The following is a 16152-nucleotide window of genomic DNA, read 5'->3' on the forward strand; positions in this document are numbered from 1 at the left end:
CGGGTTCAGTCCCGCTCTCCCTTCTCGTAGAGTGATTCCCTGCCGAGTCGCTCAAGGCAGGCCTCGGCCGACCAGGGCAGCATCAGCGAGCCGCAGCGGCTGTCGCGGTAGAAGCGCTCAAGCGGGAACTTCTTCATGATCGAACTGCCGCCGCAGGTCCGGATCGCCAGACGGCAGACGTCGTTGGCGTGCTCCATGATGGTGTAGCCGGCCACATAGGCGCGGAGGCGGGCGCCCTTGGACGGTTCGTAGCGGGCTTCGCGAGCCGATTGGACGAACAGGGCCCGGGCCTGCTCCAGCTTGATGCGCATTTCGGCGACCGCGTACTGCTTCATGGGGCTCGCGCGCTTCGAGCCCTTGGCCCCTGGGACCTCGCCGCGCAGGAAAGCGACAGTGAAATCATAGGCGGCCTGGGCCAGTCCCATGTAGCTGGGCGAAAGGGTCAGGAACATGTGCGGCCAGTTGGTCGCGGCCTGGAAATAGACGCCGCGCGGCATGATCTGATGCGCGTCGGGCACGAAGACGTCGTTGATGTCGAGCGACTTCGAGACCGTGGGCCGCATGCCCAGCGTGTCCCAGTCGCCCACGACCTCGAAGCCCTCGGCATTGCCCGGCACGGCCAGCATGATGGTGTCGCGCGCGTCCAGTTCGCCGCCTTCCGACGTCTCCTCGGTGCAGAGAACGGCGTAGTGCGTGGCGGCGCCGGCGAGCGAGGCGAAGTGTTTCTTGCCGGTGACCCGGTAGCCGCCCCCGACCCGCCGCGCCGTTGTGCCGAAGGGCGCCTTGCCCGAGGCGGCCTGGGTGTTCGGCTCGGAAAAGGGCTGGGCGAAGATCGCTTCGTGGTTCAGCACCAGATCGTACATGGCGGCGCGGTTGGCCTCGTGCTCCCGGCGCTGGTCGTCGGTCATCGGAATGTCGTCGGCCAGCGGCCCTGACCAGAGCATCGAGCAGGAGTGCATGTTGAAGGTGAGCGCGGTGGCAGCGTCATAGCGGCCGAGTTCCGAGGCGGCGTAGAAGTAGCTCTCGTAGTCCGCACCAAGCCCTCCGTACTGGGAGGGAATGCAGAGCGCCAGCAGGCCGGCGTCACGCATCTCGCGGTAGTTCTGATGCGGGAACTTCGCCTCGCGGTCGTTCTCTTCGGCGCGGTCGCGGAAGGCGGGGCCGATCTCGTTGACGATGCCCACCAGCTCCCGTTGGCGCTCGGTCAGATCATGTTCGGCCCACATGCTCATGCGTCCAACTCCTCCATGAACCCGGCGATCAGCCGCGTCGTCTCCGCCGGCGCTTCCAGGTTGGCGATGTGGCCGGCGCCCGGGATGACATGGAAGCGCGCGCCCTGAATGCGGGCGGCCATCCGTTCCATCACCGCAGCGGGGGCGGTGGTGTCGTTCTCGCCGGCGATCAGCAGGGCGGGGCAGCCGATATCCTTCACGGCCTCACGGCGGTCGAAGGTGACAAGGCAGTTCAGCGCCGCGCGGTAGGTATCGACGGGGATGCGCTTCATCAATTCGATGAGCGCCGTCTCGACCTCCGGGCCGGCCTCTGGACCTTTCATGCCGGCCGCCAGTTCCGGGGCGATGTCCGCCGGGGTCTTGCCCTCGTCCAGCGGTTTCAGCCGCGCGGTAAGGAACTTGGTCTGGAAGTCGCCGCCGGGTTTGCCGAAGGCCGCGCTGGTGCAGGTCAGGATCAACCCGCGGACGCGTTCCGGATGCCGGGCCACGAACTCCTGCGCCAGATATCCGCCCATGGACAGGCCGCAGATGACGGCCTTCTCCAGGCCGAGCTTGTCGAGCAGACCCGCCAGCGCGTCGGCCATGCCGTCGAAGCTCATCTGACCCTTGCCGGGATTGCCGCCATAGCCGGGCATGTTCCAGGCGATGCAGCGGTAGCGGTCCTTAAGCGCGTCGATCTGTAGCTTCCAGTTGTCGGCATTGCCGCCGATGCCGTGCAGGAACAGGATCGCGGGGCCCTGGCCCTCGTCGATGAAGGCTGGCTCTCTCAAGCGAGTTCTCCCTGCAGCACGCCGTCCTTGACGACCGTGACGTTGTCCAGACTGACCGTGTGGTTGCGCATGGGCAGGTCGAAATGGCCCAGCGTATGGCGGCCGGCCACCTCGTTGGCGCCGGTGGAGTAGAGGAAGTTGCCGGCGAAGGCCCGCATCTCGGTGCCGTTGTATTGCGACGGGTCGTAGGCCGCCATGGCGTCCCAGCGCGCGCTCGGGTTCATGCCCCAGCCGACATGGCTGACGGCATAGGCCTCGCGGTCGCCCCAGGCGGCGATGTAGCTACGAAACAGGTTTGCATCGACGCCGTCGCCCTCGATCGAGGTCACGAAATCATTCTCGACGATCAGCCGGATCGGACGGTCGACATAGCGCTTGAAGGTCAGGTTCACGTCGCCGGTGTCCATGACGATGGTGCCGTTCACCGATCCGGGCGCGGGGAAGCAGAGACAGAGCCCGCCCGGCCAGTGCGTGATCGTTCCGGCGCGCTTCGTGTAGCCCCAGCCGCCGCCCGCGGGCGCCTTCTCGACATCCACGGTCAGGTCGGTGCCGGCGGGCGAGGTGACGCGCATCTCCTTCGCATCGCGCAGCATCTTGATGCCGGTCTTCACCTTCGCCTCGAGTTCCGGCGTCGGCGCGAGCCGCTCCAGCAGCTCCGGATGCTCGTTGGAGACCATCAGCACCCGCGAACCGCCCTTCAGGATCGCCGGCAGTTCCGGGGCGTGCAGGAGGCCTTCCACCGTGCAGTCGGCGACGAAGCCGACCGATCCCAGCGCGCCGATGACCGGCTCCAGTCCCTGGATGGCGTCCGACGCGCCGGTCGAACGGACCGGGGCGGGGGCCGACTGCTTGGGCGTCGGCAGCACGACGTGAAACGGCTTCGCGCCCAGTTGCAGCAGCGCCAGTTCCGCCAGATGGACGATGACGGGGCGGCTCTGGGTCTCGGAAAGGATGGCGCAGACCTCGCCCTCCTTCACGTCGCACAGGCGGAAGGTGTTGACGAAGGCCTCGATCCACTTGCCCTCGATGCGTTCCTGCAGCATGGCCGTCTCCTCAGACCGAGTAGACCGACTTTTCGGTCGGCGCGCCATCGGTCTTCACCCGGCCGTCGCCGGTCATGTGCACCAGATGCGCGTAGACCGAACGGGCGGCGGCACGGTGCAGCGACTTGTCGACGTCGGCATACATGACGGCAACCATCTCCGGGATCGTCTTCGGCCCGCTCTTCAACACGTCGAGGATCTGGTTCTCGCGCAGTTGCCGGTGCGACTTGTAGGCCTGCACGTAGTTGTGGACGTCCCGGATCGGCGCCCCGTGCGTCGGGTAGTAGATGGCGTCGTCGCGGGCCAGCAGCTTGTCGAGCGAGTTGAAATAGTCGGTCATGTCGCCGTCGGGCGGCGAGACGATGGTGGTCGACCAGCCCATGATGTGGTCGCCCGTGAACAGCGCCTTCTCCTCGCGGAGCGCGAAGCAGATGTGGTTGGAGGTGTGGCCGGGCGTGTGGACGCATTCCACCGACCAGCCGTCGCCTTCGATCACGTCGCCGTCGCGGACCTGATGGTCGGGATCGAAGTCGAAATCGCCGCCTTCCTCGACCTTCGGCCCGTCCTTGCCGGAACCGTGCGGCCCGTAGGCCCAGGTCTTCGCGCCGGTCTTCTCCTTCAGCAGACGCGCGCCGGGCGAGTGGTCGACATGGGTGTGTGTGACCAGCTGATGGGTGATCGTCTCGCCCTCGGTCGCCCGCAGGATGGCGTCGACATGCTTCGGATCCGCCGGGCCGGCGTCGATCACGGCGACATTGCCCTCGCCGATGATGTAGGTGCCCGTGCCCTTGAAGGTGAACGCGCCGGGGTTGGGACACACCACGCGGCGGATCAGCGGGGTGAGCCGATCCACCTCGCCGTACTCGATGTCCAGTTCCCGGATGAATGGAATGGCGTAGGCCATGGCGGTCGCGCTCCCCTCGTGCTCCATGAATTGACAGGGATACCGCTTCCCCTATTCTGCGGCAACCTGCCGGAAGGGCGTACGGATTCGGAATACCGGGCGTGCGCTGACAACGGCAGGACAAATACAAACCGCGTTGCCTCTGAAAGGGGAGAGGCCGCGCGGCGGGGAGGACAGATTGGATAGTTTCCAGATCTACATCTCGTTGTTGATCAACGGGCTGTCGCTGGGCTGCATTTACGGCCTGATCGCGCTCGGCTTCGTGCTGATCTACAAGGCGACGGAGATGGTGAATTTCGCCCAGGGCGACGTGATGATGGTGGGCGCCTTCATCGCCTTCGGGCTCATCGCGGGCCTCGGCCTCAACTTCTGGCTCGGTTTCCTGCTGACCGTGATCATCATGATCGTCTTCGGCTTCCTGCTGGACGTCGTGGTCATCCGTAGGCTGATCGGGCAGCCGCAGTTCTCGATCGTCATGGCGACCATCGGCATCGGCTACGTGCTGCGCTTCGTCATGCCGTACGCCTACAATGTCGAGCAGATCGCCTTCCTGACGCCGTTCACCGGCGGCGCAATGCAGGTGGGCGACGTCACGCTGGACTCCGGCAAGCTGGCGGCCATGGGCGGTACCCTCGTGCTCTGCACGATCCTGTACCTGTTTTTCCAGCGGACCCGGATCGGCGTGGCCATGCAGGCGTCGTCGCAGAACCAGCTGGCGTCCTACTACATGGGCATCCCGGTCGCGTTCATCTTCTCGCTGATCTGGGGCATCTCGGCCGGCGTCGCGGGCATCACCGGCGTGATGCTGATGCCGATCGCCAACGTGATGGACCCCTCGATCGGCTTCGTCGCGATCAAGGCCTTCGCCGGCGCCGTCGTCGGCGGGTTCGGCTCGATCCCGGGCGCGCTGGTCGGCGGCATCATCATCGGCATGGTCGAGCAATTCTCCGACTACATCCTGCCTGCGGGCTACAAGGATATCGCGGTCTACTCGGTGCTGCTCGCCGTCATGGTCTTCCGGCCGGAAGGCATTTTCTCCCAGATGGGCCGGAAGAAGGTCTGACGCCATGAGATTCGTTTTCCGCACCCGCTACGAGCAGGATCTCCGCCTCTGGCGCCACCGCGGCGACCTGATCGCCTACGGTCTGCTGGGCATTGTCCTTGTGCTGTTTCCTTTCGTCGCCGGCTCCTACTATGTCGGCGAGGCCAATCTGTGGCTGATCTACTCGGTCGCCGCGCTGGGCCTGATGATCGGTATCGGCTTCACCGGCATGGTCAGCCTCGGGCACTCGGCCTTTCTCGGCATCGGCGCCTACGCGCACGCCTATTTCATGCAGGAGGGCGTGCCCTTTCTGGTCTCGCTGCCGCTCGGCGCGCTGCTGGCCGGCATCATGGGCGTCGTGGTCGGCCGTCCGACCCTGCGCATGCACGGCATCTACCTGGCCATCGCCACGCTCGCCTTCGCGCTGATCACCCAGGAGGTGATGTCGAAGTGGAGCGCCGTGACCGGCGGCTTCGACGGCCTTCCCGTGGCGGCGCCGAAGTTCCTCTCGATCCAGGCGAACGAGATCTACGGCGGCGAATGGTTTGCCGTCGGCGGTGTGCATGTGGGCTGGGCGGAACTCTGGGATCCGTCATCGCTCTACTTCATCTGCCTGTTCGTTCTGGCGATCTCGGCGCTGCTGGCGAAGAACCTGCTCCGCAGCCCGACGGGCAGGGCCTTCGTCGCCATCCGCAACTCGGAGATCTCGGCGCAGTCGATGGGCATCCATCTGGCGCAGTACAAGACGACGGCCTTCGGCATCTCGGCCTTCGTCACCGGACTGGCCGGCGGCCTGTTCGCCCATCAGATCACGCATCTGGCGCCCGACGCCTTCAACATCTTCCTGTCGATCGAACTGCTTCTGATCTGCGTCGTCGGCGGCATCGGGACCATCCAGGGCGCCATGCTCGGCGCGCTGTTCCTGATCGCCCTGCGCAGCTTCATTCCGATCGCTCGAGACGGTGTCACGGCCTGGTTCGGCGATGCCGAAATGCTGTCGGGCATCGTCCGCTTCGTCAACGCGCCGGGCCTGGAAGCCGGCCTGTTCGGCCTGCTGCTGGTGCTGTTCATCATTTTCGAGCCGTTCGGCCTCTACGGCCGCTGGCTGAAGGTGAAAACCTATTTCGACCTCTTCCCGCTCTACAAGAAGGCGACCTTCGCGCGGCAGAAGTCCTACGTTAAGACGGAGCGGCTGCGGTGACGTTCTTCAAGGCAGACAATCTGGCGATCCACTTCGGCGGCGTGAAGGCCGTCGACGGGGTCAACTTCGACATCGGCGAAGGCGAGGTCTTCACGATCATCGGACCGAACGGCGCAGGCAAGACGACCATCTTCAACCTGATCAGCCGGATCTACGAGCCGACGGAAGGCAAGCTGATCTATCAGGATCAGGACATCACCAACACGCCGCCGGACCGGATCGCGGGCATGGGCATCGCCCGGACCTTCCAGAACATCGAACTGTTCGAACAGGCGACGGTGCTTCAGAACCTGCTGATCGGGCGTCACGCCCACCGAAGCGGCAACTTCCTGACCGATCTCCTGTTCCTGTCGTCGGTGCGCCGCCACGAACTGGAGCACCGCGAGAAGGCGGAGGAGGTGATCGAATTCCTCAGCCTCGCGCGCTACCGCGACCAGCGCATCGCGAACCTGCCCTATGGCGTCCGGAAGGTGGTCGAACTGGGCCGCGCGCTCTGCACGGAGCCGAAGTTGCTGCTTCTGGACGAACCCTCGTCCGGCCTCAACGTCGAAGAGACCGGCGACATGGCGTTCTGGATCAAGGACATCCGTGACCTTCTTGGCATCACCGTTCTGATGGTCGAGCACGACATGAGCCTGGTGAACCGTGTCTCCGACAGGGTGCTTGCGCTGAACTACGGCCGCGTGATCGCGATGGGCAGCCCTGCCGAGGTGCAGTCCAACGACGAAGTCATCCGCGCCTATCTGGGGGGCTGAGGGATGAGCGAACCGATGCTGAAAGTAGCCAATGTCGAGACCTACTACGGTCCGATCATGGCCATCCGCGGCGTCAGCCTGGAGGTCAACAAGGGCGACATCGTCACCGTGCTCGGGTCCAACGGCGCCGGCAAGACGACCATCCTGAAGACGATCTCGGGCGTCATGGACCCGCGCAAGGGCAAGGTCACCTTCGAGGGGCAGGACATCACCTCGAAGGAACCCGACTGGGTCATGCGCCAGGGCATCAGCCATGTGCCCGAGGGCCGTGAGGTCTTTCCGTTCCTGAGCGTGCTCGAAAACCTGAGGATGGGCGCCTTCACCCGCAAGGATCCGAAGGGCGTCGCCCAGGACATGGAGATGGTCTTCAACTATTTTCCCGTCCTGAAGGAGCGGCAGAGCCAGCCCGCAGGTCAGCTCTCCGGCGGCGAGCAGCAGATGCTGGCGATCAGCCGGGCGCTGATGTCGCGGCCGAAGGTGATGCTGCTGGACGAGCCGTCACTGGGCCTTTCGCCGCGTCTGGTGAAGGAGATCTTCGAGATCATCGTCCGCCTGAACCAGGAGCAGGGCGTGACCATGCTGCTGGTCGAGCAGAACGCCCACATGGCGCTGAAGACGGCGAAGTTCGGCTATGTGCTCGAGGTCGGCCGTATCGTGCTGGAAGACACCTGCGAGAAGCTTCTGCAGAAGGAAGACATCCAGGAATTCTATCTGGGCGTGAAGGACGAGGGCGCGCGCGGCGAGCGGCGCTGGAAGAAGAAGAAGCTCTGGCGTTGAGCGGGCGCCGGGCATCGGAGGAGACACCGCAATGATGACGGCCCCTTTGATCGAGCATTCCTACAAGGGCGACAACGGCGAGACGATCGTCTGGCACGAGGACCCGGATGCGCGCACGGTGCCGCAGATGTTCTGGACCCGCGTCCAGAAGTGGGCGAGCCGCACCGCGATGCGGAAGAAGGAATACGGCATCTGGCAGAAGATCAGCTGGGCCGATTTCGGTCGCGAGGCGCAGGGTGTCGGCATAGCGCTCGACCAGATGGGCATCGGCAAGGGCGATGTCGTCTGCGTGCTGTCGAACACGCTGCCGGAATGGATGTACGCCGATATGGGCGTACAGTGCATCGGCGCGGTCTGCGCCGGCATCTATCCGACCGACGCCGCGGCGCAAGTCGAGTATCTGGTCAACGATTCGAAGTGCCGGGTGATCTTCGTCGAGGACGAGGAGCAGCTGGACAAGGTGCTGTCGATCCGCGGCAACTGCCCGACGCTGGAGAAGATCGTCATCTTCGACATGGAAGGTCTGGAGAAGTTCGACGACCAGATGGCGGAGAGCTACGAGAGCTTCCGCGACCGCGGTCTGCAGGCCGCCCAGGGGCACGACTCCCGCTGGCAGGATATGCTCAAGGCGGCGGAGCCCGGCGATCTGGCGATCCTGGTCTACACCTCCGGCACCACCGGTCCGCCGAAGGGCGCGATGATCAGCCACAACAATCTGGTCTTCCAGATCGTCAACGGCACCCAGATCCTGCCCCAGGAGACGAATGGCGAGCGCATGGCGTTCCTGCCGCTGTGTCATGTGGCGGAACGGACGCTGACCTATTTCTCGCTCTACACCGGCAATATCGCGAACTTCGTCGAAAGCCCGGAAACCGTCTTCGAGAACATTCAGGAGATCCAGCCGACCACGTTCTTTGCGGTGCCGCGCATCTGGGAGAAGCTGTTTTCGACCATCAATATCGCGGTCAAGGACGCCACCTCCTTCCAGAAGCTGGCCTACAAGACCGCGCTGGGGTGGGGCTACGCCGTTGCCGACAAGAAGCTGGCGGGCGAGGAGCCGAGCGGAATCGAGAAGCTCCGCTTCCGCATCGGCGATTTTCTCGTGCTCCGCAACATCAAGACGCTGATGGGCCTCAGCCGGGTCGACTGGGTCGGCACCGGCGCCGCGCCGATCTCGCCGGAACTGATCCGCTGGTACATGGCGCTCGGCATCGAGATGCTGGAACTCTACGGCCAGACCGAGAACACCGGCCTCGCGACGACGAACGTGCCGGGCGACATCAAGCTCGGGTTCGTCGGCAAGAGCGTGCCCTACGGCGAAACCAGGATCTCACCCGAGGGCGAGATCCTGCTGAAGGGCCACCACATCTTCATGGGCTATCTGGGCCAGCCCGAGAAGACCGCGGAGACCATCGTCGACGGCTGGCTACATACCGGCGATGTGGGGCACATGGACAACCAGGGCTATGTGAAGATCACCGACCGGATGAAGGACATCATCATCACCGCCGGCGGCAAGAACATCACCCCGTCCGAGATCGAGAACGAACTCAAGTTCTCCCCCTACGTGGCCGACGCCGTGGTCATCGGCGACCGGCGCAAGTTCCTGACGGCGCTGATCATGCTCGATCAGGAGAATGTCGAGAAGTTCGCGCAGGACAACGACATCGCCTTCACCAGCTTTGCATCGCTGGCGCGGGCCCAGGCTGTGATCGAACTGATCGACGGAATCGTCGAGGCGGCGAACACCAAGTTCGCGCAGGTCGAGACCATCAAGAAATTCCGCCTGATCGACAAGCAGCTCGATCCGGAGGACGAGGAGGTCACGCCGACGATGAAGCTGAAGCGCAGCTTCGTCGAGAAGAAGTATCAGGACCTGATCGACGGCATGTATGCGGACGCTGCATAAGTCCCGCTGATTCAACCTGTTAGGCTCCTACTTTCCGGGTTCCTGCCATACCGGCGGGTAACCTAGCGTAAAGGAGGAGTTATGACGAGGTCATTCCTGTTGACCGGTGCGGCTGCTGCCGCGCTGGCGATGACTGCGGCGGCCAACGCCGAAACCCGCGGCGTCACGGCCGACGAGATCGTTTTCGGCACCCACACAGCCCTGTCCGGACCTGTCGCGGTCTGGGGCGTGCCGTCCGTCGAGGGCATGAAGATGCGGTTCGATGCGGTCAACGATGCCGGCGGCATCAACGGTCGCATGATTCGCCTGCAGGTCGAGGACAACGAATACCAGGTCCCCAAGGCCGTGCAGGCGGGCAACAAGCTGATCAACCGCGACGGCATCTTCGCGATGCTCGGCGCGCTCGGCACCCCGATGAACAACGCCGTGCTGCCGCGCCAGATTTCGGCCGGTATCCCGAACCTGTTCCCGTTCTCGTCGGCCCGGCAGATGTATCTGCCGACCCACGATCTGAAGTTCGTTGCGGGCTCGACCTACTACGATCAGATCCGCGCCGCCTACAAGCTGTTCGCCGAGATCAGAGGCAAGACCAAGCCCTGTGTCATGCATCAGGACACCGATTTCGGGCGTGAGATCGAAGAGGGCGCTGCTGACCAGGCCGCCGCCATGGGGCAGTCGATCGTCGCCGAGACGGCGCACAAGCCGACGGACAAGGACTTCACCGCCGCCGTCACCAAGCTGCGGCAGGCAGAATGCGATGTCGTCTACATGGGCACCATCGTCTCCGACACGATCATCCCCTATGTGACCGCCCGCAAGATGGGCTGGAATGTCGACTTCGTCGGCTCGGTCTCGACCTACACCAGCTACACCGCCGGTGCGAAGGGCGGGGTCACCGAGGGTTACATGTCGATGACCAGCTTCCAGATCGCCTATGAGGACGCCGAGGATCCGGCGGTCCGCGAGTGGTTCAAGACCTATTCGGACAAGTACGGCAAGAACCCCGACTTTCCGGCCCAGATCGGCTACGTCTATGCCGACCTGACCGTCAAGGCGCTGGAGAATGCGGGCACCGATCTGACGCTCGATTCGTTCATCGACGGCTTCAACCAGATCAAGGAATACCACGATCTGTTCGGCGGGCCGGCGATCAGCTTCGCACCGGACAAGCGCCAGGGGTCGGACGAATCCTTCCTGTCCCAGGTACAGAACGGCCGCTGGGTGCGCATCGGCGAGAATATCGGCTACTAGGCCGCGTTCCGAGAGGCGGCGGACGGAGCAGGAACCTTCAGTCGGTCCGGTCCCGTTCGCCGCCCTGCTCCTGCAATTTCGGTCCATGAATCCCGCCGGCGTTCCTTCAAACACCGGTGCACGGAAGCCTTTGCGTTTTCAGCATGTCTGCTAAGCTGCCACCCGGAGAAACGGTCGCGAACAACAAGAACAGCGCGGCGCTCAACGGGAGGAAGTCCATGAAACGGAAGATCACTTTCATTGCCGCTGTTGCAGCGGCTGCGGCCTGGGCGGGAACGTCCCTCGCCGAAACTCGCGGTGTCACCGATGACGAGGTCGTCTTCGGCACACACACCGCCATGTCCGGACCTGTTGCGGTCTGGGGCGTGCCGTCGGTCGAAGGCGCGAAGATGCGTTTCGACGAGGTCAATGACGCGGGCGGCGTTCACGGCCGCATGCTGAAGCTGGTGGTCGAGGACAACGAATACCAGGTTCCGAAGGCGGTTCAGGCGGCCAACAAGCTGATCAACCGCGACAACATCTTCGCGATGCTGATCGGTCTCGGCACTCCGATGAACAATGCGGTTCTGCCGCGTCAGCTCTCGGCGAACGTGCCGAACCTGTTCCCGTTCTCGTCGGCCCGCCAGATGTACCAGCCGCTTCACAAGCTGAAGTTCGCCGGTGGTTCCAGCTACTACGATCAGATCCGGGCCGGCTACAAGCTGTTCGCCGAGACCAGGGGCAAGTCCAAGCCCTGCGTGATGTATCAGGACACCGACTTCGGCCGTGAGATCGAGGAAGGCGCCAAGGATCAGGCCGAAGTCATGGGCCATTCGATCATCGCCGAGACAGCCCACAAGCCGACCGACAAGGACTTCACCGCCGCTGTCACCAAGCTGCGTGAGGCCGGCTGCGATGTCGTCTACATGGGCACCATCGTTTCCGACACGATCATCCCCTACGTGACCGCGCGGAAGATGGGCTGGGATGTCGACTTCGTCGGCTCCATCGCCACCTATAACGGCTTCACCTCCGGCGCCAAGGGCGGCGTGACCGAAGGTTACATGGCCATGACCGGGTTCCAGATGGCCTATCCGGACGCGGAAGACGAGAAGGTCCGCACCTGGGCCAAGTCCTACTCCGACAAGTATGGCAAGACCCCGGACTTCCCGGCGCAGCTGGCCTACATCCTGGCCGACATGACCGTGATCGCGCTGGAGAATGCTGGCCGCGATCTCACCGTCGAACTCGCTGGTCTCGGGCTTCGAGCAGATCAAGGAGTACCGCGACATCTTTGGCGGACCGGTGGCCAGCTTCGGACCCGAGAAGCGTCAGGGCTCCAATGAGTTGTTCCTCGCCAAGGTGGAGAACGGCCGCTGGATCCGCATCGGTGAGAACATCGGCTACTGATCGCCGGTTCGCATACCGGTTGACCTGACCGGAGGCCCGGTCGCCCCAGTGGCGGCCGGGCCTTCTTCTTTTCGGGGTGTCGGACAGGGATCGCGATCAGCGGCGACGTTGGCAGCCGTTACTTCTGAAGATCGTGCAAGCGCATGTGTTCGCGGACGCGACCGTCACCCGACGGCCTGCCGGATTGGCCGCGCGGCTTTCCGGTGACGGTCGAGGCGGAACGGTCTGAGGTTCAGCCCACAACTTCCAGCTTGTAGAAATCGCCGGTGTCACCCTTGGCCTGGCCCGGCGCATCGTCGCCGACATAGCGGTAGAGCGGCTTGTCGACCAGGGTCAGCACCCAGGCATTCAGCGACTCGTTCCATGCCTTGCCCCACAAACCGGTGAGGCGGGTGTTCTCCGAGATGATCATCGGTTTCCAGGTGCTGGTGTCCTCGACCGATGAGACGCCAAAATCGCGATCCTGCTTGCTCGCGTAGAGCGTCATGTCCTGCAGATCGGTCAGAATCTTGCCGACAACACGGAAATACTTCGCATTCGTGTAGTGATAGCCGGTGCCCGACAGGATCCGCATGGGCACGCGGTCCACAATGGGACGTTGGGCCCGACCGTATCCGGTCGACGTGGACCCGTAGTAGGGCACGCTGAGGATCTCCTCCAGCGTTTCCTGCGCATCGACCGGATCGCCGATACGGACCTGTGCACTTGCAGGACCGGCCAGCGCAATTGCGACAGCGGATGCAATCAGAACGGTTCTGAACATGTCATTTGCTCCTGAGCTCTGCTTCACGGGGCTGCGTCCATGGTTCCGCTACGGCCTCGAATTGGCAAATCACGATGCGATGCGGTGTGAGAACGCTCACGGAACATATATGCTCCGCGGCCCGGATCAGTACGGAAGGATTCGCAATGGTGGTGCGCCAGGAAATCGCGGCTGAAGTCCCGGCAGACGCAGCGCGGCGCATTCTTCTGGACCGTCAACAGCTCTCCCGCGATCCCGGCCGCCGCATCGAGGTCGACGAACTCAGGGACGTGATCCGGCGGATGGGCTTCGTGCAGGTCGACAGCGTCAATACGGTGGAACGTGCGCACCACATGATCCTGCATGCGCGCAGCCAGTCCTATCGCCCGAAGATGCTGGAGCGGCTGGTGGAGAAGGACAGGGCGCTGTTCGAGAACTGGACGCACGATGCGTCCGTCATCCCGACCGAATTCTATCCCTACTGGAAGCACCGGTTCGCGCGGCATGCGGAGAAACTGACCGAACGCTGGCGGAAATGGCGGCGGGAAGGCTTCGAGGAGCTGTTCGACGACATGCGCGGCCATGTGACCGAGAACGGACCGACCCGCGCGCGCGAGCTGGCGCCGGAGGAGAAGCAGGAGGCCGGCTGGTGGAACTGGCATCCCTCGAAGACGGCACTCGAGTTCCTGTGGCGAACGGGTGAACTGGCCGTCTGTCACCGGGAGGGGTTCGAGAAGTTCTACGACCTGTCGCACCGGGTGATTCCACCCGATCACCACGATGCCGAGGTCGGGCATGACGCCTTCATCGACTGGTGCTGCCGGGGTGCGCTGGACCGCCTCGGCATCGCCACGCCGGGTGAACTGGCCGCGTTCTGGGGCCTGATCTCGCCGGCCGAGGCAAAGCAATGGGCGGAAACGGAAGGGCTGTCATTGCCAAGAGTGAACGTCCGCGCCATCGATGGCTCGCGCCCCAGGGTGGCGCTTGCGGATCCGGCGGTCCTGGAACACGACGCACGCGGGATCGACCTGCCGTCCCGTATCCGCGTGTTGAGCCCCTTCGATCCGGTCCTGCGCGACCGCAAGCGCGCCGAGCGGCTGTTCGGCTTCGACTACCGCATCGAGATCTTCGTGCCCGAAGCCAAACGCAAATATGGCTACTACGTCTTCCCGCTGCTTGAAGACGACCGGTTCGTCGGGCGCATCGACATGAAGCGGACCGCGCCGGGTGGACCCCTGCATGTCCGGAAACTCTGGTGGGAGCCGGGTGTCCGGCGGTCGAAAGGACGCCTGCAGCGGCTGGAGAGCGAGCTGGAGCGGATTCGGCGCTTCGCAGGATGCAGTGACGTCACCTGGGCGGCAGACGCGCTGGATTGACGGAGGCACGGCCTTGTCCGACCCTGTCTCGAACAAGGGAGGGGAGGCCCGGCATGCTGCATCAGATCCGGCGGATCATCACGACCAATGACGCGAACGGGCGGTCCCGGATCCTGTCGGACGCGCCGACGCCGCACACGATCGAATCGGCGCCCAACCGGGGCCTGATCAACATCTGGGGTATCGACGGTGCGCCGCCGGACATGACGGACACGGACGGGGCGAAGCACGTGACGCGCCTCAGCCCGCCGGACGGCGGCAGCGCCTTCCGCTTCTTCCAGCTGCCGCCCCGAAATCCGGATGGCGACAAGGCGGCGGCGGAAGTCGAGGCCGCGAAGGCCTTCGCCGCGATGGGGGACCCCGAGGCGCGGGTGGATACCTCGCGTCACCCGAACATGCACCGCACGATTTCAATCGATTACATCATTCTCCTGAAAGGGCGCGTGAAGCTGATCCTGGACGATGACGAAGCGGTCCTGGAGCCCTTCGACGTGGTCATCCAGCGCGAGACCAACCATGCGTGGGAGAACCTGTCGGACGAGCCGGCACTGCTGATCGCCGTCCTCATGGACACACATGGTGCGAAAGGAAGCCTGTCATGAGTGCCGGCCGGATCCTGACCACCCATGCCGGCAGCCTGCCGCGCGACCCGCGTCTCCGGCCGCTGTTCGCCGCCCAGTCGAAGGGCGAGGCCGTCGACGAGACCGAAATGCGGGCCGCGATCGAGGAAGCCACGGCGGCGACGGTCGACCGACAGCTATCGGTCGGGCTCGACCTCATCAACGACGGTGAGCAGGGCCGGGAGAGCTTCTTCACCTATGTCCAGCACCGCATGACCGGTTTCGGCGGCAAGAGCGAACGCGCCTTCATGGCCGACCGCATCCATTTTAAGGAATTCGCCGAACGCAGCGTGGCCCAGGCGATGGCTGCCGACCGGGTGAGTCTGATGGCCGCGCCAAGGGCCGTCGGGGAGATCGCCTACACCGATGCCGGGCGTGCGGCCATGACCGCCGAATGCGACCGGCTGAACCGCGTTCTGGCCGAACGCACGGGCTTCGCGGGCGCCTTCATGACCGCGCCGTCGCCGGGGATCATCGCTGCCGCCATGCAGAACGACCACTATCCGGACATGGCTAGTTACATCGAAGCCCTGGCGCAGGCGCTCCGCAACGAGTACCGGCAGGCCATCGGATCCGGCTTCCTTCTGCAGATCGACGCGCCCGATCTTGCGCTGGAGCGGCACACGCTGTTTCACGGCAAGCCGCTGGAGGAGTTTCTCGGCTTCGTTCGCGCGGTTCTGGCCGCGATCAACCGCGCGCTGGAAGGGCTGCCGCAGGAGAAGGTCCGGCTGCATGTCTGCTGGGGCAACTACGAGGGGCCGCATGTCTTCGACGTGCCGCTGGCGGACATCTGGGACGATGTGTCGACGGCCCGCGCCGGATACTATCTGCTGTCCATGGCCAATCCCCGCCATGCCCATGAATTCAAGCACTTCCGCGACCATGCGCTGCCGGAAGGCGCCACGCTGATCGCCGGGGTGATCGACACGACGACGAACTATGTCGAGCATCCGGAAGTGGTCGCGGACCGCATCGAACGGATCGCGACGGCGGTCGGTGACCCTTCGCGGATCATGGCCGGCACCGACTGCGGCTTCGAGACCGCATCCGGCTTTGTGGCCGTGTCCCCGGATGTGGTCTGGGCCAAGCTGGAGGCGCTGACCGAGGGCGCGGCGCTCGCCAGTCAGCGCCTGTTCTGACG

Annotated in this window: 15 protein-coding genes; 10 read left to right on the plus strand and 5 right to left on the minus strand. The window is 64.3% G+C overall.

The features are described from left to right. Nucleotides 1-5 precede the first annotated feature (5 nt). The 4 genes from ACMVY4_RS15125 to ACMVY4_RS15140 are packed head-to-tail and all read right to left on the minus strand — an operon-like array spanning nt 6 to nt 3949. On the minus strand, nt 6-1232 hold the full coding sequence (locus ACMVY4_RS15125) for an acyl-CoA dehydrogenase family protein (RefSeq protein ID WP_416896843.1): 1227 nt from the start codon (nt 1230-1232) through the stop codon (nt 6-8). After that, nucleotides 1229-2002, minus strand: coding sequence for an alpha/beta fold hydrolase (locus tag ACMVY4_RS15130; RefSeq protein WP_416896844.1), 774 nt, complete (start codon nt 2000-2002; stop codon nt 1229-1231). Before ACMVY4_RS15130 ends, ACMVY4_RS15125 begins: the two co-directional genes overlap by 4 nt. Beyond that, entirely contained in the window at nt 1999-3045 is a 1047-nt protein-coding gene (locus ACMVY4_RS15135; RefSeq protein WP_416896845.1) for a peptidase M29, read from the minus strand. Before ACMVY4_RS15135 ends, ACMVY4_RS15130 begins: the two co-directional genes overlap by 4 nt. 10 nt (nt 3046-3055) lie before the next feature. Next, nucleotides 3056-3949: an MBL fold metallo-hydrolase gene (locus ACMVY4_RS15140; protein ID WP_416896846.1), complete on the minus strand. Its 894-nt coding sequence runs from the start codon at nt 3947-3949 to the stop codon at nt 3056-3058. Nucleotides 3950-4127: 178 nt separating this feature from the next. Between ACMVY4_RS15140 and ACMVY4_RS15145 the strand changes: the two genes are divergently transcribed. The 7 genes from ACMVY4_RS15145 to ACMVY4_RS15175 all read left to right on the plus strand — a co-directional run bounded on the left by ACMVY4_RS15145 (nt 4128) and on the right by ACMVY4_RS15175 (nt 12209). Continuing rightward, nucleotides 4128-5012 carry a branched-chain amino acid ABC transporter permease gene (locus tag ACMVY4_RS15145; RefSeq protein ID WP_416896847.1) on the plus strand — a complete coding sequence of 295 codons (885 nt, stop codon included), beginning with the start codon at nt 4128-4130 and terminating at the stop codon, nt 5010-5012. Nucleotides 5013-5016: 4 nt separating this feature from the next. Then, on the plus strand, nt 5017-6192 hold the full coding sequence (locus ACMVY4_RS15150; RefSeq protein ID WP_416896848.1) for a branched-chain amino acid ABC transporter permease: 1176 nt from the start codon (nt 5017-5019) through the stop codon (nt 6190-6192). After that, on the plus strand, nt 6189-6947 hold the full coding sequence (locus ACMVY4_RS15155; protein ID WP_416896849.1) for an ABC transporter ATP-binding protein: 759 nt from the start codon (nt 6189-6191) through the stop codon (nt 6945-6947). Before ACMVY4_RS15150 ends, ACMVY4_RS15155 begins: the two co-directional genes overlap by 4 nt. Nucleotides 6948-6950: 3 nt before the next feature. Beyond that, on the plus strand, nt 6951-7724 hold the full coding sequence (locus ACMVY4_RS15160) for an ABC transporter ATP-binding protein (RefSeq protein WP_416896850.1): 774 nt from the start codon (nt 6951-6953) through the stop codon (nt 7722-7724). A gap of 127 nt (nt 7725-7851) precedes the next feature. Beyond that, on the plus strand, nt 7852-9633 hold the full coding sequence (locus tag ACMVY4_RS15165) for an AMP-dependent synthetase/ligase (RefSeq protein WP_416900324.1): 1782 nt from the start codon (nt 7852-7854) through the stop codon (nt 9631-9633). 81 nt (nt 9634-9714) lie between these two features. Then, nucleotides 9715-10884: an ABC transporter substrate-binding protein gene (locus ACMVY4_RS15170; protein WP_416896851.1), complete on the plus strand. Its 1170-nt coding sequence runs from the start codon at nt 9715-9717 to the stop codon at nt 10882-10884. Nucleotides 10885-11102: 218 nt separating this feature from the next. Then, on the plus strand, nt 11103-12209 hold the full coding sequence (locus ACMVY4_RS15175; RefSeq protein ID WP_416896852.1) for an ABC transporter substrate-binding protein: 1107 nt from the start codon (nt 11103-11105) through the stop codon (nt 12207-12209). Nucleotides 12210-12505: 296 nt separating this feature from the next. Here the strand turns inward: ACMVY4_RS15175 and ACMVY4_RS15180 are convergent, their stop codons facing one another. Beyond that, nucleotides 12506-13036 carry a hypothetical protein gene (locus tag ACMVY4_RS15180; protein ID WP_416896853.1) on the minus strand — a complete coding sequence of 177 codons (531 nt, stop codon included), beginning with the start codon at nt 13034-13036 and terminating at the stop codon, nt 12506-12508. 146 nt (nt 13037-13182) lie between these two features. On the opposite strand from ACMVY4_RS15180, the gene ACMVY4_RS15185 reads away from it, so the two are divergent. The 3 genes from ACMVY4_RS15185 to ACMVY4_RS15195 are packed head-to-tail and all read left to right on the plus strand — an operon-like array spanning nt 13183 to nt 16150. After that, complete coding sequence (locus ACMVY4_RS15185; RefSeq protein WP_416896854.1) at nt 13183-14391, plus strand: winged helix-turn-helix domain-containing protein; 1209 nt, start codon at nt 13183-13185, stop codon at nt 14389-14391. A 53-nt stretch (nt 14392-14444) separates the two neighbouring features. Beyond that, entirely contained in the window at nt 14445-14993 is a 549-nt protein-coding gene (locus ACMVY4_RS15190) for a cupin domain-containing protein (RefSeq protein WP_416896855.1), read from the plus strand. Further along, complete coding sequence (locus ACMVY4_RS15195; RefSeq protein ID WP_416896856.1) at nt 14990-16150, plus strand: cobalamin-independent methionine synthase II family protein; 1161 nt, start codon at nt 14990-14992, stop codon at nt 16148-16150. The genes ACMVY4_RS15190 and ACMVY4_RS15195 overlap by 4 nt, the downstream gene beginning before the upstream one ends. Nucleotides 16151-16152: the final 2 nt, after the last annotated feature.

Origin of the sequence: Minwuia sp., from assembly GCF_048007105.1 — a bacterium.
Classification (GTDB): Bacteria; Pseudomonadota; Alphaproteobacteria; order Minwuiales; family Minwuiaceae; genus Minwuia.